Origin of the sequence: Nocardioides soli (genome assembly GCF_014191495.1) — a bacterium.
Classification (GTDB): Bacteria; Actinomycetota; Actinomycetes; order Propionibacteriales; family Nocardioidaceae; genus Nocardioides; species Nocardioides soli.
On record NZ_JACHWR010000001.1, the window covers coordinates 1,553,456 to 1,580,046 of the forward strand.

20 protein-coding genes are annotated in these 26,591 nt (G+C 72.2%); 15 read left to right on the forward strand and 5 right to left on the reverse strand.

Annotation, left to right across the window (positions count from 1 at the left end):
- Positions 1-341 precede the first annotated feature (341 nt).
- Genes FHU40_RS07810 through FHU40_RS07820 form a run of 3 tightly spaced genes read right to left on the reverse strand, consistent with a single transcriptional unit; the run spans position 342 to position 11,419 of the window.
- Positions 342-6,443 carry a carboxypeptidase regulatory-like domain-containing protein gene (locus FHU40_RS07810; protein ID WP_183591651.1) on the reverse strand — a complete coding sequence of 2,034 codons (6,102 nt, stop codon included), beginning with the start codon at positions 6,441-6,443 and terminating at the stop codon, positions 342-344.
- A complete protein-coding gene (locus tag FHU40_RS07815; RefSeq protein WP_183591652.1) occupies positions 6,440-9,070 on the reverse strand; it encodes a carboxypeptidase regulatory-like domain-containing protein in 2,631 nt (876 codons plus the stop codon). Before FHU40_RS07815 ends, FHU40_RS07810 begins: the two co-directional genes overlap by 4 nt.
- 3 nt (positions 9,071-9,073) lie before the next feature.
- Positions 9,074-11,419, reverse strand: coding sequence for a carboxypeptidase-like regulatory domain-containing protein (locus FHU40_RS07820; RefSeq protein ID WP_183591653.1), 2,346 nt, complete (start codon positions 11,417-11,419; stop codon positions 9,074-9,076).
- A 179-nt stretch (positions 11,420-11,598) separates the two neighbouring features.
- Between FHU40_RS07820 and FHU40_RS07825 the strand changes: the two genes are divergently transcribed.
- From FHU40_RS07825 to FHU40_RS07835, 3 genes are read left to right on the forward strand one after another with little or no spacing between them, the layout of a single operon-like run.
- Complete coding sequence (locus FHU40_RS07825) at positions 11,599-12,165, forward strand: Pvc16 family protein (RefSeq protein WP_183591654.1); 567 nt, start codon at positions 11,599-11,601, stop codon at positions 12,163-12,165.
- On the forward strand, positions 12,158-12,652 hold the full coding sequence (locus FHU40_RS07830; RefSeq protein ID WP_183591655.1) for a septum formation family protein: 495 nt from the start codon (positions 12,158-12,160) through the stop codon (positions 12,650-12,652). The genes FHU40_RS07825 and FHU40_RS07830 overlap by 8 nt, the downstream gene beginning before the upstream one ends.
- A gap of 36 nt (positions 12,653-12,688) precedes the next feature.
- Positions 12,689-13,078: a DUF4280 domain-containing protein gene (locus tag FHU40_RS07835; RefSeq protein WP_183591656.1), complete on the forward strand. Its 390-nt coding sequence runs from the start codon at positions 12,689-12,691 to the stop codon at positions 13,076-13,078.
- Between the two features lie 36 nt (positions 13,079-13,114).
- Here FHU40_RS07835 and FHU40_RS07840 read toward each other — a convergent pair whose 3' ends face one another.
- Positions 13,115-14,113 (reverse strand): helix-turn-helix domain-containing protein, encoded by a 999-nt coding sequence (locus FHU40_RS07840; RefSeq protein ID WP_183591657.1) that lies wholly within the window; start codon positions 14,111-14,113, stop codon positions 13,115-13,117.
- A gap of 159 nt (positions 14,114-14,272) precedes the next feature.
- Between FHU40_RS07840 and FHU40_RS07845 the strand changes: the two genes are divergently transcribed.
- From FHU40_RS07845 to FHU40_RS07865, 5 genes are read left to right on the forward strand one after another with little or no spacing between them, the layout of a single operon-like run.
- Positions 14,273-15,847: a phage tail sheath family protein gene (locus FHU40_RS07845; RefSeq protein WP_183591658.1), complete on the forward strand. Its 1,575-nt coding sequence runs from the start codon at positions 14,273-14,275 to the stop codon at positions 15,845-15,847.
- A gap of 53 nt (positions 15,848-15,900) precedes the next feature.
- Positions 15,901-16,374 carry a phage tail protein gene (locus tag FHU40_RS07850; RefSeq protein ID WP_183591659.1) on the forward strand — a complete coding sequence of 158 codons (474 nt, stop codon included), beginning with the start codon at positions 15,901-15,903 and terminating at the stop codon, positions 16,372-16,374.
- Positions 16,371-16,868, forward strand: coding sequence for a hypothetical protein (locus tag FHU40_RS07855; protein WP_183591660.1), 498 nt, complete (start codon positions 16,371-16,373; stop codon positions 16,866-16,868). Before FHU40_RS07850 ends, FHU40_RS07855 begins: the two co-directional genes overlap by 4 nt.
- A gap of 31 nt (positions 16,869-16,899) precedes the next feature.
- A complete protein-coding gene (locus FHU40_RS07860) occupies positions 16,900-17,079 on the forward strand; it encodes a DUF6760 family protein (protein ID WP_183591661.1) in 180 nt (59 codons plus the stop codon).
- The gene (locus tag FHU40_RS07865; protein ID WP_183591662.1) at positions 17,066-17,548 is read left to right on the forward strand and encodes a phage tail protein; all 483 of its coding nucleotides are present in this window, start codon (positions 17,066-17,068) and stop codon (positions 17,546-17,548) included. Before FHU40_RS07860 ends, FHU40_RS07865 begins: the two co-directional genes overlap by 14 nt.
- Here FHU40_RS07865 and FHU40_RS07870 read toward each other — a convergent pair.
- Complete coding sequence (locus tag FHU40_RS07870; protein WP_183591663.1) at positions 17,532-18,185, reverse strand: hypothetical protein; 654 nt, start codon at positions 18,183-18,185, stop codon at positions 17,532-17,534. The genes FHU40_RS07865 and FHU40_RS07870 overlap by 17 nt on opposite strands.
- Positions 18,186-19,158: 973 nt before the next feature.
- On the opposite strand from FHU40_RS07870, the gene FHU40_RS07875 reads away from it, so the two are divergent.
- From FHU40_RS07875 to FHU40_RS07905, 7 genes are read left to right on the forward strand one after another with little or no spacing between them, the layout of a single operon-like run.
- Positions 19,159-20,601 carry a hypothetical protein gene (locus FHU40_RS07875; protein ID WP_183591664.1) on the forward strand — a complete coding sequence of 481 codons (1,443 nt, stop codon included), beginning with the start codon at positions 19,159-19,161 and terminating at the stop codon, positions 20,599-20,601.
- Positions 20,601-21,260, forward strand: coding sequence for a CIS tube protein (locus FHU40_RS07880; protein ID WP_183591665.1), 660 nt, complete (start codon positions 20,601-20,603; stop codon positions 21,258-21,260). The genes FHU40_RS07875 and FHU40_RS07880 overlap by 1 nt, the downstream gene beginning before the upstream one ends.
- On the forward strand, positions 21,260-23,014 hold the full coding sequence (locus tag FHU40_RS07885) for a phage baseplate assembly protein V (protein WP_183591666.1): 1,755 nt from the start codon (positions 21,260-21,262) through the stop codon (positions 23,012-23,014). Before FHU40_RS07880 ends, FHU40_RS07885 begins: the two co-directional genes overlap by 1 nt.
- A complete protein-coding gene (locus tag FHU40_RS07890) occupies positions 23,014-23,457 on the forward strand; it encodes a GPW/gp25 family protein (protein WP_183591667.1) in 444 nt (147 codons plus the stop codon). The genes FHU40_RS07885 and FHU40_RS07890 overlap by 1 nt, the downstream gene beginning before the upstream one ends.
- An 18-nt stretch (positions 23,458-23,475) precedes the next feature.
- Entirely contained in the window at positions 23,476-25,425 is a 1,950-nt protein-coding gene (locus FHU40_RS07895; RefSeq protein WP_183591668.1) for a putative baseplate assembly protein, read from the forward strand.
- Positions 25,422-26,009, forward strand: coding sequence for a phage tail protein (locus FHU40_RS07900; protein WP_343057778.1), 588 nt, complete (start codon positions 25,422-25,424; stop codon positions 26,007-26,009). The genes FHU40_RS07895 and FHU40_RS07900 overlap by 4 nt, the downstream gene beginning before the upstream one ends.
- On the forward strand, positions 26,006-26,575 hold the full coding sequence (locus FHU40_RS07905; RefSeq protein ID WP_183591669.1) for a hypothetical protein: 570 nt from the start codon (positions 26,006-26,008) through the stop codon (positions 26,573-26,575). Before FHU40_RS07900 ends, FHU40_RS07905 begins: the two co-directional genes overlap by 4 nt.
- The last annotated feature ends 16 nt before the right edge of the window (positions 26,576-26,591 follow it).

Genomic DNA, 26,591 nt, shown 5'->3' on the forward strand with positions numbered 1-26,591 from the left:
GTCCGTGCGAGGGACGCTCGACGAGGCGGACTCCGACGATCACAACCGCGAGACTGGTGGTTTCGAGACAGGCGCTAGCGCGCCTTCCTCAACCACCGTGGACGCGCCTTCCTCAACCACCGCAAGACAGGCGCCAGCGCGCCTTCCTCAACCACCGTGACTCCCTGACGACGGTGGTTGAGGAGGTTGCGCTAGCAACCGTCTCGAAACCACCCCCAACCCGACCCAGTCCCGACCACAGGTCGACGTCCCGACGGGTGGTTTCGAGACAGGCGCTAGCGCGCCTTCCTCAACCACCGCAAGACAGGCGCTAGCGCGCCTTCCTCAACCACCGTGGCATCTCAACCACCGCTACCACCGCTACCACCGCTGCCGCCCTCTTCCTCCTCCTCACCGGTGGAGGGCGGGGGCGGGACGACGATCGTCAGGGCGTACTTGCCGTTCGGCGCCGTCGACTCGGGGGCGGTGATCTCGATCTGCTCGGTCTTCGTGCGCGTCCCGATGTCCGCCTTGACCGTCCAGGTGCCGGCCGGCAGGTAGTAGGTCCGCTTGTAGCCGCTGGTGAGGAGCGGAGCGACGTACGACGGTGGCACGGTCGAGGTGCCGGTGAGGGTCAGCGTCGCCTGCGGATCGGTGCCGCTGCCGCCGGTCACGGTGACGTCGAGGGTGGCCGCCTGCTCCTCGATGTCGAGGTCGGCCTCTGCGGCGGCCGACGACGGCGGCTTGGTCGCGGGCACGGTCACGCTGTCGGAGTCGTCCGGCCAGAACGGCGTGGGCGTCGCCAGGTCGGCGCTGACGGTGTAGGCGCTCCCGGTCGGCACCCAGAACGTCGTCGGCGAGCTGCTCACGGCGAACTCGTCGTCGGTGTACACGACCGTGTTGCCGCGCTTGATGGTCAGCACGACCTTCGTCGGCGGAGTGGTGCCCAGCGGGACGTCGGTGAACGGCGTCGCGGTGACCGCCACGTCGAGCCGGCCCTCGTTGAGCATGCTGGTCGCGGTCACCGGGCTGGCGGCGTACGTGCTCGGGACCGTCAGCGCGAAGTCGCCCGTGCACGTGATCGACTCATCGGTCGGCCCGCCGGTCAGTGCGCTCGGCGTTCCGAGGTGGTTGCCCGAGACCGGTGGCGTGATCGTGACCGTCCAGCAGCCCCACTTCACCTGGTTGAACGACGCGGTGAACGTCCCGGGGGTGCTGGTGGCGACCAGGTTGACCGCGGAGAGCGAGGTCGATCCGCCCACCTCGTCGAGAGCGACGGTGCCCGCGCTGAGGTCGTTGTTGGTCCACGGCGTCTGCACCGTGATCGTGACGTTGCGCTTGACCAGCTCGAGGGTCTGGTTCACCGGAGGCGGTGCGCCGAGCGTGTGGTCGACGTGGATGGCTGCCGGCGAGGTGTACGGCCGGTAGCCGTACTTCGTGACCAGCACGTAGAAGTCACCGTCGGGCACGTTGCGGATCTCGAAGCCGCCGTTGGCCGCCGTCTTCGCGGACATCCGGTTGTTGTCCGGCCCCTTGTCCGCCTCGTCGCAGGTGGACGCCGCGCACACCCACACGTCGGCGTCCTTGAGCCCGGTCGAGGCATCGGAGCCCAGGATCGTGCCGTAGATGGTGTTCATCGCGCGGTCGAGGCTGACCGTGAAGACCTGGTTGTTCGCACTGATGGTCTGCGTCCAGGTGTTGGTGACCAGGCCCGGTCCGCTGACCTCGAGGATGTACGAGCCGGGGACGATCCCGACCAGCGGGTAGCGACCGGTGGCGGGGTCGAACGCCGGCTCCTGGACCACCTCGGTGCCGCTCGAGGTCAGGCGCTTGAGCGTGACGGTCGCGTCCGACGCCGTCACGCCGCCGACGAGCACCGCGACCGAGACGTCGACCGGGTCGAGGTCCAACCGCACGTCGGCCTCGGCCACGTTGTCGGTGAACGACCGGACCAGGGTGCCGGGCAGCGCGGTGGCCGGTACGTCGGTGGGGCGGTCCTCGTCCGGGGAGTAGCCCGGCGCCTCGGCCGTGACCAGCCAGGCCACGTCGGTGGCGAGCCCGTCGACGTCGTACGTGCCGGTGATCGAGAAGCCGCCGCCGGCGTTGGTGGTGCCGGTGAAGGTGGGACCGCCCGTCGCGGCGCAGTACGGCGTGCCGGTGGCCGGTGCGGCCGGCAGCACCGACGTGCACCGCTGCACGGTGACGGTCGCGCCGGCCACGTTGCTGGTGGCGCCGGTCGACGGCGGCGGCGCGGGCGAGCCGATCACCGTGCCCTGGATCGTGCCGAGCTTGGTCATCGACGCGACGCACGACGTCGACCCACCCGGCTCCAGCGTGATGCTGCTCCCGCCCGGCGTGCAGGTCAGCGGCAGCGGGCTGGTCGAGCTCGCGGTCGAGCCGTGGGCGTAGCCCGGCGCCCGCACCTCGACGTCGTAGAGGTCGTCGTCGCGCGGGTCGAGGCCGGTGAAGGTGACCGAGCCGGCGCCGGCGCCGGCAGTCACGGTCGAGATCGCGACGCCGTCACGCGAGAGCGTGTACCGGGCTCCGGTGACCGGGGCGGCCCCGGCGGACTGCGGGCGCACCTCCAGGCGCGCAAGCTTCTGCAGCTTCAGCGGTGCCCCGTCCCAGGCGCAGGTCACCGTGGAGCTCACCGCGACCGGGCACTCCAGGGTGGCGGTCCCGGCGATGTAGCCGTTCAGGCTGGCGCTGATCTCGTAGGTCCCCGGGATCGCCTGATTCGGCGCACCGGGCACCCGGGTGTCCTGCCAGGTCAGCTGTCCGGTGCCGCCCGTGCCGGTGGCGCGCACCGTGATCGCGGGCGTCGCGCCCGCCTCGGGGATCGCCGTGAAGCTGACCTGGGTCCAGTCGAAGCCCGGGTCGGGCGGGTCGATCTCGGGCACGACCGTGCCGAGGGGGACCGGCTTGGCGGACAGCGGGAAGTCGTTGATGTCGGTGGTGCTGAGCGTCACGTCGTTGAACGTGCCGTCGGTGTAGCCCGGCGCGATCACCTTCACCGACACGACCGGAGACAGGTACGTCACCCTGCCGATGGCCGACGGCGGCGGGGCGGTGGTCGCCCAGCCCGGGTTGCAGTCCGTGCCGAGGTCGGCGATCGTCTGGCCCGCACCGAGGATGCCGAAGCAGCCCTGGGCCTCGGTGACCATACCGACGGGGGTCTGCCGGGGATTGTCGGTGTCGTCGTACCCGGTCACGCCGACGACCTGCACCGAGGCGTTCGGCACCGGCTTGAGCTGGCCGTTGACCGAGCCCGCGACCTTGGCGACGGCGGCACCGATCGGACGGGTCAGGTTGATCCGGACGGCGACCACCTGGTTGAGGCCGACCGGGATGTCCTTGGACGCGGTGAGGCCGGCGTCGTCGGCCGGCACGCCCGGAGGCGCCGGGTCGGGCACCGTCGCGGTGACCCGGTAGCTCTGCGCCGCGACCCGGGTGAACGACGCGACTCCGTCGTCGTCGGTCGTGGCCGAGTTCACGGTCTGCAGCCCGGGCAGGCTGCGCACGACGACGGAGGTCTGGTCGGAGGGCACCAGGCGCGCCAGCGCCCCCGCCTTCCGGACGGTGATGTTCAGCCGCCCGAGGCGGTTGAGGACGTACGACTGGTTGCGAGTGACGCCGTTCTCCAGGAGCACCGGTGTCGGCGCGGGCGCGAGGTACTCGGGGTCCTGCGGCTGCACGTAGAGCGTGTACGTGCCGTCGGTGGGCACCTCGAGCGAGTAGCCACCCGTGCCCGGCACGTAGGCGCAGACCGCGTCGGTGCTGCCGAGATCGAAGGTCGCCGAGCCCGAGGTGCACACGGGGTCGTCGCCGCCCGTGACGGCCGACGTGCAACCCGCCGGCGGCTCGTCGCCGCCCGGCGGCACCGCCCAGATGCAGGTGTTCGCCGCCGGCACGTCGGTGACGGTCGTGATCGAGCCGACGATCTTGGGCGCGGGCAGCAGCTCGAGCGTGCCGAGGTCGACGAGCTGGTTGTCGCCGACCTGGACCCTGGCGATCGCCGACGAGTAGTGCGGCGCCGAGACGACCACGGTGTGCAGGCCCGGGAGCAGGCCGCCCTCCGGGTCCGTCTGCGGGTCGGGCAGCGTGAACTCGTCGGCGGCCAGGAACGTCGTCCGGTAGGTGTGGTCGTCGTCGCTGTCGTCGTCGACGCCCGGCTCGACGACGCTCGCGGTCAGGCACTCGCTGTCGACGGTCGGGCACTCGATCGGTACGCCGCTGCTGCCGTCGATGGCCCGTCCGCGCACCGACGAGCGGGCGGCCAGGACGCCACCCTCGATCTGGTTGATCGTCCGGTCCACCTGCGTGATGCGGCCGGCGCGGACGGTGATGGTCACGTGGTCGGTGACGTAGCCGAAGAACTGGGTCTGGAGCGCGTAGGTGCCCGGCGCGACACCGTTGAACAGGAAGCTGCCCGCCGGGTCGGAGGTCGACATCGTCTTGTAGGTGTTGTCGGGGTTGGAGAGCGTCAGGCCGGAGCCGACGACGCCGGAGCCCTTGCCGTTGGTGTCCAGCCCGGTGATCGTGCCCGCGACGGAGCCCGAGGCGGCCACCAGGTCGGCGTCGACCGTGGCCTGCGACTGGCCGCGCCGCAGGGTCAGCTTCGTGGTCTGCGTCTGCAGGTCCGGCCCGCTGAGCGTGACCACGTAGCTGCCCGGCACGGTCAGGCCGGGCAGCTTGTACGTGCCGACGAAGTCGGCCGAGGCTCGGGCCGAGCCGCGTCCGGCCCGGGCACCCTGGGTCAGCGTCGTCGCCGAGCGCACCACGCCGTCCTCGCTCGCCACCCTGACCGAGACGCCGCCGGCGCCGGTCAGCTTCCCGGCCTGGTTCACCGCGCGCACCTTGCCGATCAGGCTGGCGACGCCGTTGCGCAGCCGCAGGTCGGCGGTAGCGGTGCCGCCCGCGGCGAGCTCGACCATCCGGGACTCGCTGGAGAGCCCCGGCCTGGCGGCCTGCACGACGTAGGTGCCCGGCGTCGACAGGCCGCTCACCGACCAGTGCCCCACCCGACCCCGAGAGTTGCTGCTCGTGGTGATCGTGTTGGTGCCGTCGGAGATCGTCACGGTCGCGGCCCCGACCGGGCCGCCCGGTCCGGTCACGGTGCCGGAGAGCTTGCCCTGGCCGGCGCTCAGCTCGACCTCGAGCGGCTCGGCGGCGTTCTCGCTCGACGAGTCCACGACGTACGACCGCGACTGGTAGCCGGGCTTGCTGAAGGTCAGCAGGTAGTAGCCGGGCGACCTCACGTCCGCGAACGACCAGGAGCCGTCCTTCGTGGTGGTCGCGGTCCGGTCCGCCGGCGTCTGGTCGAGCGCCTGGTTGAGGAACGACGACGCGAGGCTCATGCCGGTGTTCCCGAGCTGGGAGCTCGGGACGCCGACGCCGACGCCACCCTGGGCGCCCTCGTCGACGAGGGACGTCGGCTCCAGACGCACCCGGACGCCGCCCGGGTCGTCGCCGGCGACCGTGCCGGTCAGCGACAGCGGCTGGTCGTCGGTCGCCACGGCCGGCTGCGCACCGCCGCCCTTGCCGCCGGCACCGGCCCCGGCCTGGTCGCCCTGGTCTCCCGATCCGTCGGAGCCTCCACCGCCGTCGGAGCCGCCGGAGTCCGAGGACCCCGAGCCGTCGCCGCTCTCCTCGACCGCGGTGGTGGTCGTCTCGCTCTGCCGGTCGCCGAGCCGGTCGGCCAACCCCGGGATGAAGATGACGGCGGCCGCGATCCACACCGACACCACCGCGAGCAGGGCCACGGCCTTGAGCACGAAGGTGTTGACGAACGGACGCTGGGTCACCGACCCCTCGACGTGCCGCACCGACTCGGTGCCGCGGGCCGTCACGGTGTAGGCGTGGTGGGCGATGGTGCCGAAGAAGCGCGGTCGCGGCACCGACACCCGGCCCTTCACCTGCTCCGTGGCGCCGGGGAGGACCTCGACGTCCTCGCGCTTGAACCGCACCCGCAGCCGCGGCGACGCCTGGACGCCGACCTTCACCCGCGCCACGTCGTCGCCGGTGTTGCGCATCGTCATCCGCACCCGGCGCGAGGACACCAGCGACACCCGCCGCGGCACCAGTTCGATCTCGAGCTGGTTGCGCGGGTTGACCACCAGGACGCTGTCGACCATCGCGGGCGGGGCACCGCCCGGACGACCGCTGATCGGGTCGAGGGACTGGGCGGTGAACGCCAGGGGGTACTGGGCGGGGACCGTGCCGATCGCCGGCGAGAGCGTGAGCGTGACGACCACGCTCTGACCGGGCTCGAGCAGCTCGGTCCGCGTCATCGGGGGCAGCCACGAGGAGTCGACGCCGATCGCGCCGACGGCGATGACCCGAGCGGTCGAGGCCGTATTGGTCAGCGTCACCTCGACGGGGAGGGGCGAGCCGGCGGCGGTGCGCAGTCGCGACGACACCACCACGCCGGGGGCGGGCTCGTGGCCCGGGAAGCTCGAGGTCATTGGTCTGCTCTCACCGTGATGTCCCGCTGCTCACTGGCAGCGAGCTGGACGGTCCGCGAGCCCAGCGGAGCGCTGCCGCGGGTGGGGCGGGCCTCGACGACGTAGACCTCCGGAGCGTCGACGTCCTCGAACAGGAAGGTGCCGTTCGCCGAGGTACGCACGGTCCGGTAGGGATTCTCGGGGTAGGTGGACGACCGGTAGAGGTCGACGTACCAGCCGGCCGGCACCGGTGCGCCGTTCTGGGTGACGGTGCCGGAGATCGCCGCGGCCGCCGCGAGCACCGGGCTGTAGTCGCGCACCTGGCCGGCGGTCAGCTGGATGATGGTCGAGGTCGGGCTCACGCCGTTGCGGCTGACGCTGACGGTGTACGTGCCCGGTGGCACGTTCTCGATGCGGTAGCGGCCGGTGTCCGCGCTGGGCACCGACGCGGTGATCACCGAGTAGCTCGCCGGACCGGAGCTCAGCTGCACGGTGACCTCGCCGACCGCGGAGCTGCCCGATCCCGCCAGCGGCTGGGTGATGATGCCCTTCACCACCGCGGTCGAGGGCTGCATCGCGACCTCGATGCCGGCGGAGGTGACCGTGGCGCCCTGGGAGCCGGGGGTGATCTGTCCCGAGGCGTCCAGCGACACCGACAGCGTCTGGGCGGCGAGGTCGGCCCGGGAGAACGTCACGGTGTAGGTGCCGGGCAGGGTCAGCCCGCCGACGCGCCAGGCACCGATGTCACCGGAGCTCTGGGTCGCGGTGACGACCGTGTGCTCGCCGTCGGTCAGCGTCACCGCGACGCCGCCGGCCGGGGCCCGGTCGGGCAGCAGCGTCACCTCGCCCTTGAGCGAGCCCGACGACTTGCCGAGCGTCAGGCCGACGCCGGTCAGCGCCTGGCCCTTCGCCAGGGTCAGCGTCAGCGTCTGCGTCGCGTAGCCACCCTTGCTGGCGACGACGGTGTAGCTCGCCGGCGTGGGCAGCTTGCGGAGCGTGAAGCTGCCGACGTCGCCGTCGGTCAACGAGATCGTCGACACCTCGGTCTGCCCGGACGTCGCCGTGATCGTGACGCCGCCGAGCGGGCCGCTCGCCGAGCTGACCTGTCCGGTGATGACGCCGTCGCCCTTGCGCAGCGTGATCTCGACACCGGTGCGCTCCTCGCCCGCGCTGACGTCGATGCGCTGCGTCGACGTCGCGTATCCGGTCTTGGTGACGACCAGGTCGTAGACGCTCGGCGAGGGCACGTTGGTCAGCTCGAAGGAGCCGTCGGAGCCGATCGGGACGGTCTGCACCACCGCTCCGGTGGCGGCCTCCCCCGCCTCCGCGCCGGGGGTGCCGGCCATCGGCATGGTGAGCGCGAGCGTCGCAGCGGACACGTCGTCGCCGAGGACCGTCCCGGTGATCGAGGCGGGTACGCCGCCGAGCGAGACGTCCAGGCCCGCCTGTTTGCCGTTGGCGTCCAGCGTCACGGTCTCGGCGTTATCGGCGCTCAGCGCCTGCGGGTACCAGAGCTGGACGAAGCCGGCGCCGCGGAAGGTGAGCTTGTAGTCGCCGGACGGCAGGTTGGCGACCGACCAGGCGCCGCTCTTGTCGGTCGCCGTCGTCGCCACCGGCTCGGAGGTGTCGTCGGCCGGGAAGACGTCGACGGCCACTCCGGGCACGGGCGCTCCCGACGTCAGCAGCAGGACGGTGCCCGACATCCCACTGCTGCCGGAGGTGGCGGCGGCGTTGCGTGCCTGGGCGATCTCGAGCGCGAGGTTGCGGTCGGCGGCGGACTGGCCGACGATCCGCGAGAGGGCCAGCGTGATCACGACGGCGAAGACCGTCAGCGCGAACAGCAGGCCGGCCAGCGACAGCGGCCCCCGGGTGATCCGCGCCTTCTGCACGAACGACGCGTTGACCATCGGCGGCGCGTCGTTGCCCGGAGACGGCGCGGCGGGGTTCCTCACCTTCTTCTTGCGGCGCTTGACCGACAGCTTCCGGGCCGCCGACTCCCCCTCCGGCTCCTCCGGCGCCTGGGGATCGAGCTCGTCCCGCGCCGCGGCCGCTCCGGCGGGCGGCGGGTCCTCGAGCCCGATGTCGAGGATCCGGACCAGCGGACTGCCCAGGAACGGGCGCTTCGCCTTGGCCCGCAGCTCCACGACGGCGTGCTCGCCCGGCGGCAGGTCGAGCACCGCCGGCACGAACTCGAACTGCACCTGACCCTCCGGGTCGGTGCCGGTGAGCCGACTGTTGATCTGGGAGTTGCCGGTGTTACCGACCAGCAGGCCGAACCGGGCCTTGCTGCCGGCGGTCTGCGAGATCGGGTCGACGCGCATCTCGACCGACCGCGCCTCCGGCACGACCAGCACGACCTCCTCGATGCTGGTCGACTCGGGCGGGGTGAGCTCGCGGACCTGGATGGCGATGCGGCGGTCGCCCGCCACCATCCCGACCGGGACGGTGACGCGTGCGGTGATCGTGCGGGTCTCGTCGGGGAACAGCGAGATCTCGGACTCCGGCAGCTCGACCCAGCTCGGGTCGGCGCCGAGGAAGCGCAGCGTGTAGCCGCCGATGACCTCGCCGGTGTTGCTGATCGTGATCTGCAACTCCTGCGCGTGGCCCGGGACGGCCACGATGCGACGCTCGCTCAGCTCGACGTACATGTCCTAGTTCGCCGCCCGGAGCGTGAAGCCCTGCACCGCGGTGGCACCGGAGGTCACCGTGACGAGCCCGGTCTGCTGGCGGATGCCGTCGGCGGTGACCGTGACGCTGTAGGTCCCCGGCTCGAGCTCGCTGAACAGGTAGCCGCCGTTGCTGAGCGTGCCGCCCGGCGAGCTGCTCGTCGTCGACCACGACTTCGCACCGTTGGTCGCGACGACGGTGGCGCCGACGTACGGCGCGCCGCTGGGCCCGGTCACGGTCCCGCGGATGCCGCCGAGCTTGGTGCCGAGCGTCGCGGTCACCTTCGGCGGCGCGCCGTTGCCGCTCAGGCTGATCGGCACGGTCTCCGAGGCGTACCCGTCGAGCAGGAACATCAGGGTGTAGTCGCCGGGCGCGGCCAGGCCGCTGATCGAGAACGTCCCCACGGCGCCCTCGGTCAGCGTGGTCGTCGTCGGGAGCGAGCTGGTGTCCACCGCGCCGCCGGCCTGGACCGAGCCGCCGACGATGACGGTGGCACCGCCGAGGCCCTTGCCGTCGGCGCCGAGCAGGATGCCCGTGACGCTCCCGGTGCCGGCGACCAGCTTGACGTCGATGGCGCTCCTGCTCTGGCCGGCCTCCAGGTCGACGATCTCCGCGCGCGACCCGTGGTCGGGGCTGGAGAAGGTGAGCATGTAGGTGCCGGGCGTCGGCAGCTTGTCGAGCGTGAACGACCCGACCTGCCCGGTCGTCGGCGTGATGACCGAGACCTCCTGGCCCGCGACCGTCGTCGTCACGGTGACGTTGCCCAGGGGTGCCTTCCCGTCGGTGACCATCCCGCTGATGCTGCCGGTGCCGGCGTTCAGCACGACGTCCGGCTGGATCCGGGCCTCGCCGCCCGCGACCGCCGTCGTCACCTTGGTGGCCTGGTAGCCCCCGGCCGTGAAGCTCAGCTCGTACGTCGCGGGCGCGGGCAGGTTCGGGAGCGTGTAGGTGTTGCCCGTGGCGACCGTGCGGGCGATCGGCGAGGTGTCGGAGGTCGCGCCGCTCATCCGCGCCACCACGGTCGTGGTCACCGGACCGAGCGCGTCGCCCGGGTCGATCTCGCCCGTGATGCTGGCGGGCTTGCCCTGGATGACGACGTTGTAGCCCTCGGCCTCGCCCTGGGCGGTCACCTGGACCTTGGTGGCGCCGCTCTTCGAGGGGGCGTTCGGGTACCACACCGGGCGGTAGCCGTCGGCGCTGAACTTCAACAGGTAGCCCGTCGGGAACAGGCCCGCGACGCTGTACGTGCCGTCGGTCTGGCTGGCGGCCGAGCTGACCTGCTTGAGCCCGTCGCGGCTCTGGCGGTAGGCCTGCACGGTGATCCGGCCGGCCGGCTGCTGGTTGCTCGCGGCCAGGACCGTTCCCGAGATCTCGCCGCCGACGCCCGCCGGCAGCAGGCCCGTCTTGGGCATCGCACCCGCCGGCGCGGCGGTCGCTCCCGCACCGCCGGCCGCGTCGCCCTCGCCGCTGCTCCCCTCGCCCGACTCGGCGGAGGCCGGGAAGAACGACGCCGGCGCCGTCTTGGTCATCGGGTCGCCGGCGAGCACCTGGGTGAGCCCGAGCAGGAAGATCGCGGCCCACATCAGGACGATGCCCATCAGGATGAGCGCGGTCAGCAGGCCCCGGCTGACCATCGGCTTCTGCTTGAGCCGGACGATCGCCTCGCGCTCGAGCTCGGGGCCCGTCTCGGTCTCGTCCATCGCCGGGATCGTGTGCGCGCGCCTGGCGACCAGGCCGACGGTGACCATCCGGTCGGTCTCGGCGCCGGTGAACATCCGCGGTCCCTTGACCGCGAGGATCGTCGGCACCGACGTGCCCGGCTCGACCCGGACCTTCTCCGGGGTGAACCTCGCCCGGGTCCGCTTGTCCTCCTGCGTCGCCGTCAGCGTCGCGTCGAGGGCCACGTTGCCGGCGTTCTCGATCGTCACGACGAAGCGTCCGGTGCGCCGGGACCTGATCGACTGCGGGTCGGTGGCCAGCCGCACGTCGGGCCGCGCCGAGACCGACAGGTCGATGTCGACGTGCTGGGTCGGCGATCCGGAGCCGTGCGACACGACGGCGATCGTGAGTGGGTGCATGCCGGCGGGCTGGTGGCTCGGCACGCCGATCGAGAGCGTGATCTGACCCTGCGCGTCGGGGAAGAGCGGCAGCAGCTGCGGCTCGACGCTGATCTGCCCGTCGGGCAGGCCGATCAGGTGGGCGGTGACTCCCTCGATGAGCTCGCCGGTGTTGACGACGTCGACCCGGACGTCCACGGTGTCGCCGGGGTAGGCGGTAACCAACCGATGCTCGGTGGCTACCCACACGACGACCTCCGCACCTGGCCCCATGTCTGACCGTCCGATCCTAGGAATCGGACGAACCCTGCGTGGCCGAATCACGAAACTCGTCCGACCGGCCCCGTGGCCCGTTCGGGTGGTCTGGACCGGCCCGATCCGACGGTCCGGACCCGAGGGGCGATCTGTCGGATTTGCTGTGGGCCTCCCGGCGCCCGTGCCAAACTCGGCGCGTGTTCATCAGCCACGTCGACTCGGGCCTGGAGAAGCTGCTCCGGACGCGGCTCCCGCTTCCCGAGGAGATGGGCGACGTCTCGTTCGACCCGCCCAACGGCACCTGGTCGGCGCAGCTGTCCCGGATCACCGTGAACCTGTTCCTGTACGACATCCAGCGCAGCAGCCAACCGTCGGCGCCGTCCGTGCGCACGCCGGAGACCGGGCCCGCCCAGCGCCGCCGTCCGCAGCCGATGGTGCAGCTCGGCTACCTGGTCAGCGCCTGGGCCGGCAGCCCGCGCGACGAGCACCAGCTGCTCGGCGACGTCGTCAGCATCTTCGCCGCGGTCGAGGTGCTCCCGGAGCCGCTGCTGGCCGACGGCCTGTCGTCCTCGGTTCGGCTCTCGCTCGGCGACACCGACAACCGGGTCCGCGAGGTCTGGAGCGCGGCGGGCGGATCGCTCAAGGCGTCGTTCAGCGTGATGGCCACCGTCGCCGCCGACTCCTTCGACTGGGAGATCCAGCCGCCGGCGGTCGACCGGATCAGCGCCATGGCCTCGCGGATGGACGACGAGCGGCATGCCTGAGCCCGAGCGCGCCCGTCCGGGACGTCGCCTGGCCGCGGCCCTGGTCGCACTCGTCGCGCTCCCCCTGCTGGCGGGGTGCAGCTTCTTCGGCGGCGACGACGGCGAGGGCGTCTCGGTGTTCTCGATCGAGCCGGCCCAGTGCTTCGAGGGCCCCGGCGAGGTCAAGGCGCAGCTGAGCGAGCTCACCGAGGTCGCCTGTGACGAGCCGCATGCGCACGAGTCCTACGCGGTGATCGAGTACCAGCCCACCGAGGGCGAGGCACCGGACATCTACCCGGGCGACGACGCCCTGACCAAGTTCGCCGACGGTGCGTGCGCGGGCGCCTTCGGCGACTACGTCGGGGTGGACTACCTCGACTCCAGCCTCTTCTACACCTTCCTGCTGCCCTCGGCCCGGAGCTGGGAGGACGACGACCGCAACGTCATCTGCTTCGTCACGACGGCGGGCGAGCCGCTCCAGGGGTCGGTGAAGGGGTCGAAGCGATGACCGCCGCAGCGGCGGACTGAAGGAGGACGAGACGTCATGGGCGGACCCAACGCAGTCGCCGGAGCGATGCTGAGCTGTTCCTTCGGGGCCGCGCCCGCAGCGCTCGTCCCCAAGGGGACCGCTCGGGTGCTGGTCGAGGGGCGGCCCGCCGCCACGATCACCGACATGGCGCCGGGCGCCAACATCCCGCCGTTCGGGATGTGCACCAGCCTGAGCAACCCCACGGTCGCCGCGGCGACCTCGGCGGCGCTCGGGGTGCTGACCCCGATGCCCTGCGTGCCGGTGCCGACCCCCTGGATACCCACCGCGCCGAAGACCCAGATCGGCGGGCAGCCCGCCCTGACCGCCGGCTCCACCTGCACCTGCGCCTGGGGTGGGGTCATCCAGATCACCAACCCAGGGGCCATGCGGACCCAGTCCAACTGACCCGCTTGGCCGGGCCCCAGCGCCCTGGCCCGGAAGTCACTTGACGCTTGAGTACGCCGCGGCCGCGGCGCTCCAGCCGGCTCCGCCGCGGCGTACCTGGTGGCACCAGGCGAAGGCGTCGGCGGGTCCGAGCCGGCGCCGCAGGTCCTCGAAGGACGCGACGGCGGACGGGCCGTCCTGCCGGTGCGCCGCCATCGCGAGGAACGCCGCCGCCAGGCCCGGCCAGCGGCCCGGCTCACGGACCGTGTGCACGCTGATCCGCGACCGGACGGCCAACGCCTCGCGCAGCGCCGGCAGGCTCACCGGCCCGGTACCGTCGGCGACCAGGTGCAGGCGGGACGCCGTGGGCCAGGAGGCCCGGGCCCGGTTGACGTCGTCGAGCAGCTCCAGCAGCGCGCCACCCGGGTCGTCGGACTCGGGCGGCACGGGCTGCTGCAGCGCGGTCCGCAGGTCCGGCAGCGCCGCCGCGACGGCCGAGTCGTCGGACCGGTCACCCACCCGCGACGGCTCGCGCACGTCGAGGAGGACGAAGCTCTCCGGAGGCCCCACCCGGAGCGCCAGGACCGCGACGACCCGCCCCGCCAGGGTCGGCGTCACGGCGAAGCGGAACCCACCGCGCACCGGCTGCACCCCGTAGGAGTGCCAGGCCCGGACCACGGTCCCGCGGCCCACGCCGAGGTCCTCGCCCAGCAGGCGGGAGGACCAGTGGGTCACGCCGAGCAGGCGCGGCGGTGGACGCAGCGTCGCGGTCAGCACGTCCGCGGCCGAGACCTGGGGGCTCCGGCCCGGGCGCGACCGGTCGGCGAGCCCGTCGAGGCCCGCCTCGACGTACCGCTGCCGCCACACCAGCACGGTGGGCCGGGAGACCCCGACCTTGTCGGCGATCGCGGTGTTGGACTGTCCCTCGGCGGCGAGCAGCAGGATCCGCGCGCGCTGGGCGAGGCCGGCCTGCACGGTGGGGCTGCGGGTCATCGCCAGGAGCAGCTGGTGGTCGCCCTCGCGGAGCTCCAACGACGCGGCGGGGCGGTTGGCCATGGCGAGATCATCCCGGAGACCGCCCGGCAACCGTCAAGACATCAACGCGCCATCGGCATAGTCATTTCGGGCCATGTGTCGGCGTTCCCGTCACATGCGCTGCCCGGCCGGAGCAGTCTGCGGCTGTCCTGCCACCTGTCGCGAGAGCGGATGAAGAAGATGCCCACATACACCGCACCCGGCGTCTACGTCGAGGAAGTTCCGTCCTCCCAGAAGGTCCTGTCTGCCGCGCCGACCGCGGTGGCCGCCTTCGTCGGATTCACGGCGACCTTCCCGACCGACGACCCCAACGACCCTCAGGGCCTGTCGCCCCGGCTCGTCACGAGCTGGTCGCAGTTCGAGAGCCTCTACGGCGGCTTCGCCGAGGGCTGCATCCTCCCGCTCTCCGTCTACGGGTACTTCGCCAACGGCGGCTCGATCGCCTACATCTGCCGCGTCCCGAACACCGAGCCCGCCGGCGAGCCGGCCCGCCTGGCCCTCCCGGCGGCGGACCGCGCGCTCGGACTCCCCGTCGCCGTCGAGAGCCTCGAGGCCGACGCGAGCATCACGCTCCAGGTGTCGACCGACGACGCCGGTGACGACGACACCGACGGCCCCGCGACGTTCTCCATCGACGTCCTCGAGGGAGGCGCGGTCGTCGAGTCCTTCTCCGGCCTCGACTTCGGCAAGGGCGACTCCAACGTGGCGACCAAGGTGAACGCCACCTCGACCCGGATCAAGATCGCCCTCGAGCTCGACGACAGCGTCGACCTCGGCGCCCAGCTCGAGCTGGTCAAGCCGGGCAGCTATGCACTCGAGAAGGCGGCCCCGGTGCCGGTCCCGGTCACCGGTTCGAAGTTCGCCGGCTCCGAGTCGGCGCGCAAGGGCATCAACGGCCTGACCGTCGCCGAGGACGTCACCATGGTGATCGTGCCCGATCTGGTCACCGCCGCCACCAAGGACGACGGCACCGTCGACCTCAACCTGTGGAAGGCCGTCCAGACCGCGCTGATCTCGCACTGCGAGCAGAACGGCAACCGGATGGCGGTGCTGGACTCTCCGCCGGGCATGAGCCCGCAGCAGATCAAGGAGTGGCGCAGCGACGTCGCGATGTACGACTCGGCGTACGCCGCGCTGTACTACCCCTGGGTCAAGGTCGACAACCCGACCGGCAGCAACGGCAACAGCGAGATCCTGATCCCGCCGTCCGGCCACGTCGCCGGCGTCTGGGCACGCACCGACGACACGCGTGGCGTCTGGAAGGCCCCGGCCAACGACACCATGCGCGGCGTGCTCGACATCGAGCGCACGGTCAGCCAGAACGAGCAGTCGCTGCTGAACCCGATCGGCATCAACTGCATCCGCCCGTTCGGCACCCGCGGCATCCGGATCTGGGGCGCGCGCACGCTGTCCTCGGACACCGACTGGAACTACATCAACGTCCGCCGCCTGTTCAACATGGTGGAGACCACGATCCTGACCGGCACCCAGTGGGCGGTCTTCGAGCCCAACGACATGGCGCTGTGGGAGGGCGTGAAGCGCACCGTCGGTGCGTTCCTGCGCGGTCTCTGGTCGGCCGGCGCCCTGTTCGGCACGTCCGCCGACGAGGCGTTCTACGTCAAGTGCGACGCCGAGACCAACCCGCCGGAGTCGATCGACCAGGGTCTGCTGGTGGTCGAGGTCGGCATCGCGCCGGTGAAGCCCGCCGAGTTCGTGGTCTTCCGGATCAGCCAGAAGAAGCAGGTCGCCGGCTGACGCCGGGGCCCCCGACACCCACTCGTCCTAACTAGAGACCGGAGACCACAGTCATGGGCAACGACCTCATCGCGACCGACCCGATCGTCGCGCAGAACTTCTACCTGGAGATCGACGGCGAGAACATCATCCTGTCCGGCGTCTCGGGCCTGGACGTCGAGCACGACGTCGTGACCATCCAGCAGAACGGCCCGACGGGCAAGATGCAGGTGGTCAAGACGCGCGGCAACACGCAGAAGGCGCCCGACCTGACCATCACCCGGATGGCGCCGGCCGACGCCATGTCGGACCCGATCTGGAAGTGGTTCATCGCGATCCGCGACAAGGGTCTGACCATGAACCGCGCCAGCGCTCGCAAGAACGGCTCGATCGTCCTCTACGACACCTCGTTCGCCGAGGTGGGCCGCTTCAACTTCATCAAGGGCTGGCCGTCCAAGATCGCCACCGACGCCGTCAGCACGGAGTCGAACGAAGCGGTCAAGGAGACCATCACCCTCGTCATCGAGCGCCTCGACAGGGTCAAGTGAACTCTCTCCGCACGTCGTACGAGTTCACCCTTCCGCGTGGCTACGTGGACGGTCAGGGCGGCCTGCACAAGACCGGCCGGATGCGGCTGGCGACGGCTCGGGACGAGCTGGAGCCGCTGCGCGACCCGACCGTGCAGGGTCCCGACGACCCGCGTCTCACCATCCTGGTGCTGACCCGGGTCGTGGAGCAGCTGGGCACCCTCGACCTGGTCACCTCGCACGACATCGAGGGACTGTTCGCGGTGGACCTGGCCTTCCTCCAGGACTTCTACGGGGTGATCAACTTCGGCAGCCAGGAGGAGTACGAGGCACTGGTCAACGCCCAGGCCTCGTCCTCCCTCCTGGGAGTCGACTCGCCGTCCGCACCCGCTCCCGCCGCCGAGGCGGAGCCGGGTGCGGACGGGGAGCCGTCCGCACCCACGGGAGCGCCGGATCCGGGTCCGCGGCCGAACCTGCGTCGAGCGGTCGAGGAGATCCCGCGCAAGGTCCAGTGATGGACGCACGGATGCGCGAGGTGACGGCGCGATGATGCGTTACCCCACCGAGGCGCTGTGGCAGGAGATAGCGTTCCTCGCCTACCACCTGCACTGGCGTCTCGACGACCTGCTCGACCTCGAGCACATGGATCGGGTGCGGATGGTGCGGGCCGTGGTCTCACTGAACGATCGAGCATGGCAGGCGGTGCGTGAATATGGCCAGCAGTGACATCACGACCCCCCTCGGGGGCGATCTGCCCATCGCCAACCGGTTCCTCTTCGAGCTGGACGGCGTGGAGCTCGGCGTCTTCAAGGAGGTGACCGGGCTCAACGTCAGCGTCCAGACCGAGGAGATCCGCGAGGGCGGGCAGAACGGCTACGCCCACCAGGTCCCGAGCCGGATGACCTGGCCGAACCTGGTGTTCCGGCGTGGCGTGACCGACAGCAACGCGCTCTTCGACTGGTTCAGCAAGACCTCCGGCGAGGGCTTCGCCGCCAACCAGAACAAGCTCACCAAGTCGACCGGTGCCGTCACGGTCATCGACGCCGGCGGCAACCGGCTACGGTCGTGGGAGTTCATCGACGTCTTCCCGGTCCGGTGGCGCGGTCCCGACTTCTCCGTGGAGAGCGCGGACCCGCTCGAGGAGGAGCTCGAGGTCGCGCACCACGGGTTCCGGGCGGTCACGCAGGCGTCATGACCACGACCCCCTCCGAGGACATCGCGCCGGGCTCGGCCGGCTCCGAGCTCCGGCTGGGCCGCGACGTCGTACGCCGGATGCGGCTGCCGGGCCCGCCCGTCGGCCGGCCGCTGCCGAGCCGGATCGGCAGCCTCGCGTCGTCGGTGTCGCGCTTCGCGGCGGCCACCTCGCGGCCCGTCGAGATCCGCCGCGCCCTGGTCGGCCCGGACCCGCGCGGCCTGGATGCGAGCTCGGCCCCGCCGCGCTGGTGGACGCCGTCGCATCGTGACGCTCCCGCCTCGTCCGCCGCCTCGTCCGCTGCCTCGGCCTCATCTCCTGCCTCGGCCTCATCTCCTGCCTCGGCCTCGCCCTCGTGGCTCGCCCCGGCCCGGCCGGTCGCGATCCGCCGGCTGCCCGAGCGCGGCCTGCCCCGCGCGGCCCGTGCGGTCCAGGACGAGTCGACGTACACGCCCGGAGGCATCCTCGGCAACCTGCGCGGTGAGGCGATCCGCGTCCGGCGGATCGAGGAGGTCACCGCGGTCGGCCCGATGCTGATGAACTCCGACCGGACGAAGCTCAACGCCGGTCTGGCCGCCCGCGCCCGCCAGTCGGCACCGGCGACCTCCACGACGTCCACCCCCATGGCGTCCACCCCCATGGCGTCCACCCCCGGGACGTCCACGCCCGTCGTGCGTCGCTCAGCGACTCGCGCGCCCCGCCAGCCCGCCACCCCCACTGCACCCGGCCCGACATCGGAGCCTCCCACAGCGACGGACCCCGCCCCGCCTGCCCCGCGCGGTCCGTCCAGCGGTGAGCAGGCAACCGTTCGGCGCACGCAATCGGTTGGTGGCTCACCGCCGACCGGCGTCACCGCGCCGCCGTCACCCACCGGCGGTGCATCAGCAACCATCGCCGGCACCGATTCGGTTGCTGGCTCACCGCCCACCGGCATCACCGCGGCACCGTCACCCACCGGCGGTGCATCAGCAACCATCGCCGGCACCGATTCGGTTGCTGGCTCACCGCCCACCGGCATCACCGCGGCACCGTCACCCACCGGCGGTGCATCAGCAACCATCGCCGGCACCGATTCGGTTGCTGGCTCACCGCCCACCGGCATCACCGCGCCGACCCTGCGCAGGGCGACGCGGCCGTCGTGGCAGCTGCGGTCGCCGGGGTCCCGGTTCGACGGGCTGGTCCGGCGGGCACCGATCGGGCACGCTCCGGCTCCGTCCGCCGCCGCGGCGCCGGGCCTGTCGACGATCGTGTCGTCGCTCGCCTCCGCCGACCGCGCGCCGCTCTCGTCCGGGCTCCGCCACACCGAGGACGTGGCCGCGGCGGGTCCGAGGCTGATCTCGGCCGGCGCGGACGCACCGGCGACGGTACGCCGGCATGCCTGGTCGGCCGGCAGCATCGTGATGCGCCAGGCGGCCGGGGCGCGTGCCCAGGTGGCCGCGGCCCAGTCGGCCCAGCCAGCCCAGTCAGCCCAGTCAGCCCAGTCAGCCCAGTCAGCCCAGTCAGCCCAGTCAGCTCCATCGACCCAGCCGAGCCAGTCGACCCAGCCGACCCCGTCTGCAGCAGCGCCGTCCTCGACGCTCGCCGCGCCTGCGACTCGCGCGGCCGATCCGGTCGTGCGCCGGCTGCCCGCCGCGACCGCGGCGGCGCCACTGGCGAGCGCCTCGCCGGCGCCGGCCTCCGCGACCGAGACGACCGAGACGACCGACACCGGCTCGACGCCCACGACGAGGGTCCCCGCTGACGTGCCGGGGGCCCCGGACGGTGCGGTGGTACGCCGGCTCCCCCGGCTCTGGCGCCGGGCGACCGACATCCGGCCCGCGACCGATGTCCGCGGCTCCACGCCGGCGCCCGCCGTCCACGTCGCTCCGGCCACCGGCATCCCGGCGGCCACGACCACGACCGCTACGACGACGGCGATCCCCACGCCCGCCACGGTTCGACGCTCGGCCGCCACCACCGTCGCCCCCACTCCCACCGCCTCAGCCTCGACGTCAGCCCCGACGTCGGCCCCGACGTCAGCCCCGACCGTGTCAGCACCGGTCACCCCGACCCCGATCACCCGGGTCGGCGCGCACGTCGCCTCCCCCGGGGTCGCCCGCGCCGAGGTCGCGATGCCGGAGCTGATGACGATCCGCCGGGCCACCGCCCACGGCACCGACTCGACCCGGGCGCTCGCGACCGGCTTCGGCGCACCGGAGACGATCCGGCCCGCGAGCGCAGTCGCCACCGCCCTGGGCGGTGCACCGGGCCGCACGCCCGGCGGCTTCGGCGAGACCCGGCTCTGGCGTCGCCCCGCCCCGGCAGGCGGCGCGAGCAACACGAGCGGCACGACCGCACCAGCGGCATCGGCGGTGCGTCGCTCGTTCGGCGCCCCCGCGCCCGCACGCGCCCATGCCGCCGGCCGAGCAGGGTCACCGTCGCTGCCCGGCTCGCCCGCACGACCGGCCTGGCAGCCCTGGACCGAGACCCCGGCGGCGACCCCGGCACCCGCGACCGCCGCGTTCCCGGCCGGGCCTCCCGGCGCGGCGTCCGCCCCGTCGGGGCACCGCCCGGCCGCCGACGTCCGCCGACTCACCGTCGCCCCGCCCCGGATCAGCATCGCCCCCCAGCAGCCGCCCGCCCCGCCGGTGCCCGACGTCGCCCGTGGCCCGGCGAGCAGCGACGCCGCGTCGACGACCGTGCGGCGCAGCACCGGGCAGTCCCTGGTCGACGCCACCGCCCACCTGTTCGCCACACCGGGGTCGGCACCACTGGGGTCGGCACCTCTGGGCTCCGCCACACCGGAGCGCCCGCTGATCCGCCGTTCGCTCGAGGGAGACACCGCCATGGCCATTCCGCCACCGCCGCCCGCGCCGAGCAGCCTGCCGGTGCCCGCCTCCGCCTACGAGGTGGCCTACAACGACGGCGACCTGGGCGACGTCGCGGGCCCGGCGGACCAGGTGCTGCCTGGGGTCGGGTTCAACCAGGTCGTCGACGCCGTCGTCGAGCGCATCGAACGCCGGGTGATCGACGAGCTCGAGCGCCGCGGGCGCTGGAACGGATGGAGGACTCCCTGATGGCCGAGCTCGAGAAGGCGTTCCTGGAGATCGAGGGCGGCGAGCGCGTCCCCTGCCTCTACAACCCCGAGACGATCGTCGTGGGCCGCCGCAACAACTGGGTCTCCAACCCGATGCCGGGCCAGGGCGTGCCGACGCTGCGGTACGCCGGGGCCAACTCCGGCTGGCTCAAGGTCGACCTGGTCTTCGACACCACGACCGTCGGCACCGCGGTCACCGAGCACACCGGCAAGATCGTCGGGCTGATGGACGTCGACCCGGGGCTGCCCGGCGCCGACGAGACGACCGCGAACGTCCGGCCGCCGACGGTCACCTTCCACTGGGGCGACCTGCACTCGTTCAAGGCCGTGATCCAGGGCCTGCGGCTGTCGTTCACCTACTTCTCCTCCACCGGGACGCCGCTGCGCGCCAACATGGAGCTCGAGCTGCGGCAGTACGAGCCGTCCCAGGCCTTCGGCCCGCAGAACCCCACGTCCGGCACCCCGAAGCCGCACCGCGTGCACCGGGTGCAGCCCGGGGAGACCCTGGACCGGATCAGCGCCCGCTACTACGGCGACTCGACCCGCTGGCGGCTGCTCGCGCAGGCCAACGGCCTCGAGGACCCCCTCGCCGTCCGCCCCGGCACGATGCTGACCGTGCCCCGGCTCGAGGGCTCCTGATGCCGGACTTCCTGGAGGCGCCCGTCGTCAAGATCAACGGGCAGAAGCTCACCGCGGCCCAGCTCGACGCGCTGGTGTCGGTCGAGGTCGACCGCGGCGTCAACCTGGTCGGCCGGGCGACGCTGCGCTTCGTCGAGACCGGCTTCGACCTCGTGGTCCAGCCGAAGCTCACCCTCGGCACCGAGGTCGCGATCGGCGTCCACAACGGCCCGACCGTCTTCTCCGGCGAGGTCACCGGGGTCAGCCTGGACCAGTCCGACTTCGGCGCGGCCACCACCGAGCTGTCCGTCACCGTCGACGACAAGGCGCACAAGCTCGGCGGCCAGACCCAGAACCGCGCCTTCCTCAACCAGACGTACTCCGACGTGCTCTCGTCGTTCGCGGGCGAGGCCGGCCTGTCCGCCGACGTCACGGCGTTCGGCGACGTCCAGGAGTACCTGCTCCAGTCCGGCACCAACCTCGCCTACCTGGACTGGGTCACCGCGCGGTTCGGCATGCTGTGGTGGGTCGCCGACGGCAAGCTCACGGTGAAGCCGGCGGGTGCCTCCAGCGCCAGGGTCGACCTGCAGATGGGCACCACCCTGCAACGGCTCTCGACCCGGGCCTCGAGCCGGCACTCCGGCAAGGTCACCGTCACCGGCTGGGACGTCAAGCAGCAGCGGGCGATCACGAACACCGCCACCGACACGGTCCCGCAGGAGGCCCAGCTCTTCGCGAAGGTCCCGGGACGTACGGCGGGAGCCGGCACGACCGCGACGGTGGCGTCGTCGCCGCTCACCACCGACGAGGCCCAGGCGGTGAGCAAGGGCATGCTCGCGCAGTCGTCCGCGGCCGCGGTGACGGCCCGCGGGACGTGCGTGGTCCACGGCGGCCTGGCACCCGGGGTCAAGGTCTCCATCTCCGACGCGGGGGCCGCGAGCGGCACCTACTTCGTCACCCGGGTCCAGCACGTCTACACGCGCTCCGGCTTCGACACCCACTTCACGGCCGGGCCGCTGCAGCCCGACACCCTGGTGGATCTCCTGGGCCCGCCGCCGGCGGCGCCCGGCGGCGCGATCGACGGCCTGGTCACGGCGGTGGTGACCGACAACAAGGACAAGGAGAACTGGGGCCGGGTCAAGGTGAAGTTCCCGAGCCTCGGCAGCGCCGGCGGCGTCGAGTCGGCCTGGGCGCGCGTCCTCACACTGGGCGGCGGCAAGGAGCGCGGCGTCGTCTTCCATCCCGAGGTCAACGACGAGGTGCTGGTGGGGTTCGAGGGCGGCGACACCCGACGGCCGGTCGTGCTCGGCGGCCTGTACAGCGCGGCGAACAAGCTGCCCAACACCGACAACGTGGGCTCGGACGGCAAGACCGAGTTCCGCCGGATCACCTCCCGGGTCGGGCACCTCATCGAGCTCGCCGACGGCACGTCGCCGGACAAGAAGCACGTGCTGCTCAAGACCAAGAACGGGCACCAGATCCGGGTCGGCGAGGACGCCGTGCTCGTCGAGACCGCCAACAAGCCGATCACGATCAAGAACGGTCAGGCGGAGATCTCCTTCACCGACCAGGGCGACATCACCATCAAGGGCATGAACATCACGATCACGGCGAACGGGTCGCTCAAGCTCGAGGGCAAGACCGGCCTGGAGATCAAGACGGCGGCGAGCGGCAAGCTGGAGGCCGGCATGCTCAGCGTGAAGGCGCAGGGCATGGGCACGGTCGAGGCGGGCGGCGTGCTCGCCGTCAAGGGCGCATCGGTGGCGATCAACTGATGGCCGACTCCACGGTGCGCAGGCACGACGACCCGGGCCAGCCCGACTCGTCGTTCATCGGACGCGGCTTCGCGTGGCCCATGGGCGTCGACCACACCGGCACGATCGCGCTCTCGGACGGCGTACCCGACCTCGACCGCTCCATCGAGCTGGTGCTGATGACCGCGCCCGGCGAGCGGCTGATGCGGCCGCAGTTCGGCTGCCGGATCTGGGAGCTGCTCTTCGAGCCCGTCACCGGCAACCTGCTGGGGCTGATCGCCGAGGCGGTCCGCGACGCGCTCGCACAGTGGGAGCCCCGAATCGTCGTCGAGGAGGTCACTCCCGAGGCCGATCCCGCCAATCACGCGTTGGTCCGCATCCAGATCGGATATCGCGTACGCGCGACCAACGACCGTCGTAACCTCGTCTATCCCTTCTACGTCATCCCCCACGACGCCGAGTAGCCACCAGTAGGACGACCGATGCCGCTGCCCACGCCCGCCCTCGACGATCGGACCTTCCAGGACATCGTCGACGAGGCCAAGCGCCTGATCCCGCGCTACTGCCCCGAGTGGACCAACCACAACGTCTCGGACCCCGGCGTCGCGCTGATCGAGCTGTTCGCGTGGATGAGCGAGATGGTGCTCTACCGCGTCAACCAGGTGCCCGACCGGCTCTTCGTGCACTTCCTCAACATGGTGGGCATCGAGCCGTTCCCGCCCTCGGTGGCCCGGACCGACCTGACGTTCTGGCTCTCCGCCGTCCTCGAGCAGCCGGTGCTGGTGCCCGAGAACACCCCCGTGATGACGCAGACCAGCGTCGCCGAGACCGACAGCGTCGTGTTCACGACCACCCAGGACCTGCTGATCGCTCCCCCGGAGCTGGTGGCCGCCAAGTCGTCCTCGGTGGCCAGCGAACAGGTCACCGACGTCTGGGAGGACCTCCGCTTCGGCACCGACGGCGCCCGCTGCTTCTCGTCGGACCCGCTGACGCCGGGCGACGCCTTCTACCTCGGCTTCAGCGGCACGCTGGCGGGCATGGTGGTGAGCCTGCGCGTCGAGGCCCAGGCCGAGGGCATCGGCGTCGACCCGCGCAACCCTCCGCTGCTGTGGGAGGTCTGGAACGGCGAGGGCTGGCTGCCGGCCCGGGTCCACGAGGACACCACCGGCGGGCTCAACCGGCCGGGCGAGGTCATCTTGATGGTGCCGGTCGAGCACGAGCCGCTGACGGTCGCGAACGAGTCGGCGTACTGGCTGCGAGCGCGGCTGCTCGCACCCCGCGCCGGCCAGCCGACGTACCGCAACTCACCGCGGGTCCGCGGCCTCGAGGTGTCCGCGCTCGGCGGCACCGTGGCGGCCGAGCACGCCGAGGTGATCGGCAGCGAGACCCTCGGGCGCAGCAACGGCGCACCCGCGCAGACCTTCCAGGTCGGTCGTCATCCCGTGCTGCCACGGCGCTCGGACGAGACCGTCCGGATCGTCGACGGCACCCGCACCCATGTCTGGCAGGAGGTCGAGGACTTCTCCGCGTCGGGGCCCGACGACCGCCACTACGTGTGGGACAGCGGCACCGGCGTGATCCACTTCGGTCCCCGGATCCGCTACCCCGACGGGTCGGTGCGCCAGCACGGCGCGATCCCTCGCGACGGCGCGTTCGTCGAGGTCAGCGGCTACCGCCACGGCGGTGGGTCGCGGGGCAACGTCGGCGCCCGCACGCTCAGCCTGCTGCGCAACGCGGTCCCGTTCGTGAACGGCGTGATCAACCTCGCGCCCGCCTCGGGCGGCGTCGACGCCGAGACCGTCGCCGAGGCCAAGGCCCGCGGCCCGCTGACCCTGCGCACCGGCCAGCGTGCGGTGACCGCACGCGACTTCGAGCGGCTGACGCTGGAGTCCTCGATCGAGGTCGCCCGGGCCCGCTGCCGACCCGCGGGCCGCGGCAACGGCGCGGTGCAGCTGCTCGTCGTACCGCACGTGCGCTCCGACCCGACGACCCACCAGCTCGACGACTTCGCGATCTCCCAGCAGCTGATGGGCACGATCACCGACGCGCTCGACGAGCACCGCCTCGTCGGCACCGCCGTCGAGGTGAGTACGCCGTACTACCAGGGCGTCTCGGTGGTCGCGCTGGTCCACGGCGCGCCGGGCCGGCCCGCCGCGCTGGTGCGGCAGCGGGCGATGGACACGCTGGCGCGGTTCCTCAACCCGCTGGTCGGCGGCTCCGACGGCACCGGCTGGCCCTTCGACGCCGACGTGAACCTCGCCGTGGTCACCCAGCTCCTCGAGAGCGTCGACGGCGTGGAGCGGGTCGACGAGGTGCTGCTCTACGAGTACGACCTGCGCACCGGTCGGCGCCTCGGCGGCGGCAAGGACGTCGTACGCCTGGACAAGCAGTCGCTGTTCCTCTCCGCCGGCCACCAGGTGGTGGTCCGGTGACCGTCGAGAGGCTGAGCAGCACGGTGGTGCCCGGCGGCCAGACCCGGCCGCAGCGGTCCCCGTCGTGGATGCTCGACCAGCTCCCGGTCTCGATGCTCGACCAGGACTTCTTCGTCCGGTTCGTGTCGATCTTCCAGGACCTGGGCGGCGCGCTGCTCGAGGACGCCGACAGCATCGAGCACATCCCCGACAGCACGGTCACGCCCGCGCCGATGCTGCCCTACCTCGCGTCCTGGATCGGTGTCGAGACCATCGACGATTCCCAGCCGGAGGCGCTGCAACGCCGTATCGTGTCCGGTGCGGCGAAGACGCTGACCTGGCGGGGCACGGCCCGCGGACTCAGCTCCTACCTGGAGCTGATCACCGAGGGACCGGCCAGCGTCGAGGAGGGCGGCGGCATCTGGCGTGCCGGCGACGCACCCGAGGACACCGCCTGGGTGGTGATGCGGGTGGAGTCGACGGGACTGCTGGAGCTCGACGACTTCATCGACGTGGTCCGCGACGAGGTCCCGGCCCACGTCCGCGCGGAGCTGTACGTCGGGCCCGACCGGGTGTGGACGAGCGAGGAGGAGTGGCCGGGGTGAGCGAGACGCTGACCGGCAGGCACGTGCTCTCCGGCGACGAGCCGGAGCAGCCGGAAGCGGCCGCCGACATCGACGACCAGCCCACCGAGGCGCTGGCGCCGCCGCTCGCCATCCCGGTGCCGACCAACGCCCCGCCGGAGCAGGTCACCTGCCCCGAGTGCGGCACCGTCGCGATGGTCGCGCTCACCCGCCGCGAGTCCACGGACTTCTGCGCCACCTGCGACTTCCCGCTCTTCTGGACGCCGTCGAAGGTCATGCTCGACACCGGCGACACCGCCGGCGAGTCGCTGCGGCGACTGCCGGGCACGTCGGGCCGCGCGACCGTCGGCTCGGCCACCTGCCCGCACTGCGCCGAGGGCAACCTGATCACCGCCGAGATCTGCATCCGCTGCGGCGGGCTGATGAACCCGCCCGCCCCGGTGCCGGTCGTCGCGGCCCCGCCCCCGCCGCCACCCCCGCCCGCCCCCGAGCCGAAGGCGAAGACGCCGCTGTGGGTCTGGATCGTCGGCGGCGTCACTCTCCTGCTCCTGGTCGCGCTGGTCGTCTACTTCTTCGTCACCAACTGACCACCGCGTCGGCGCG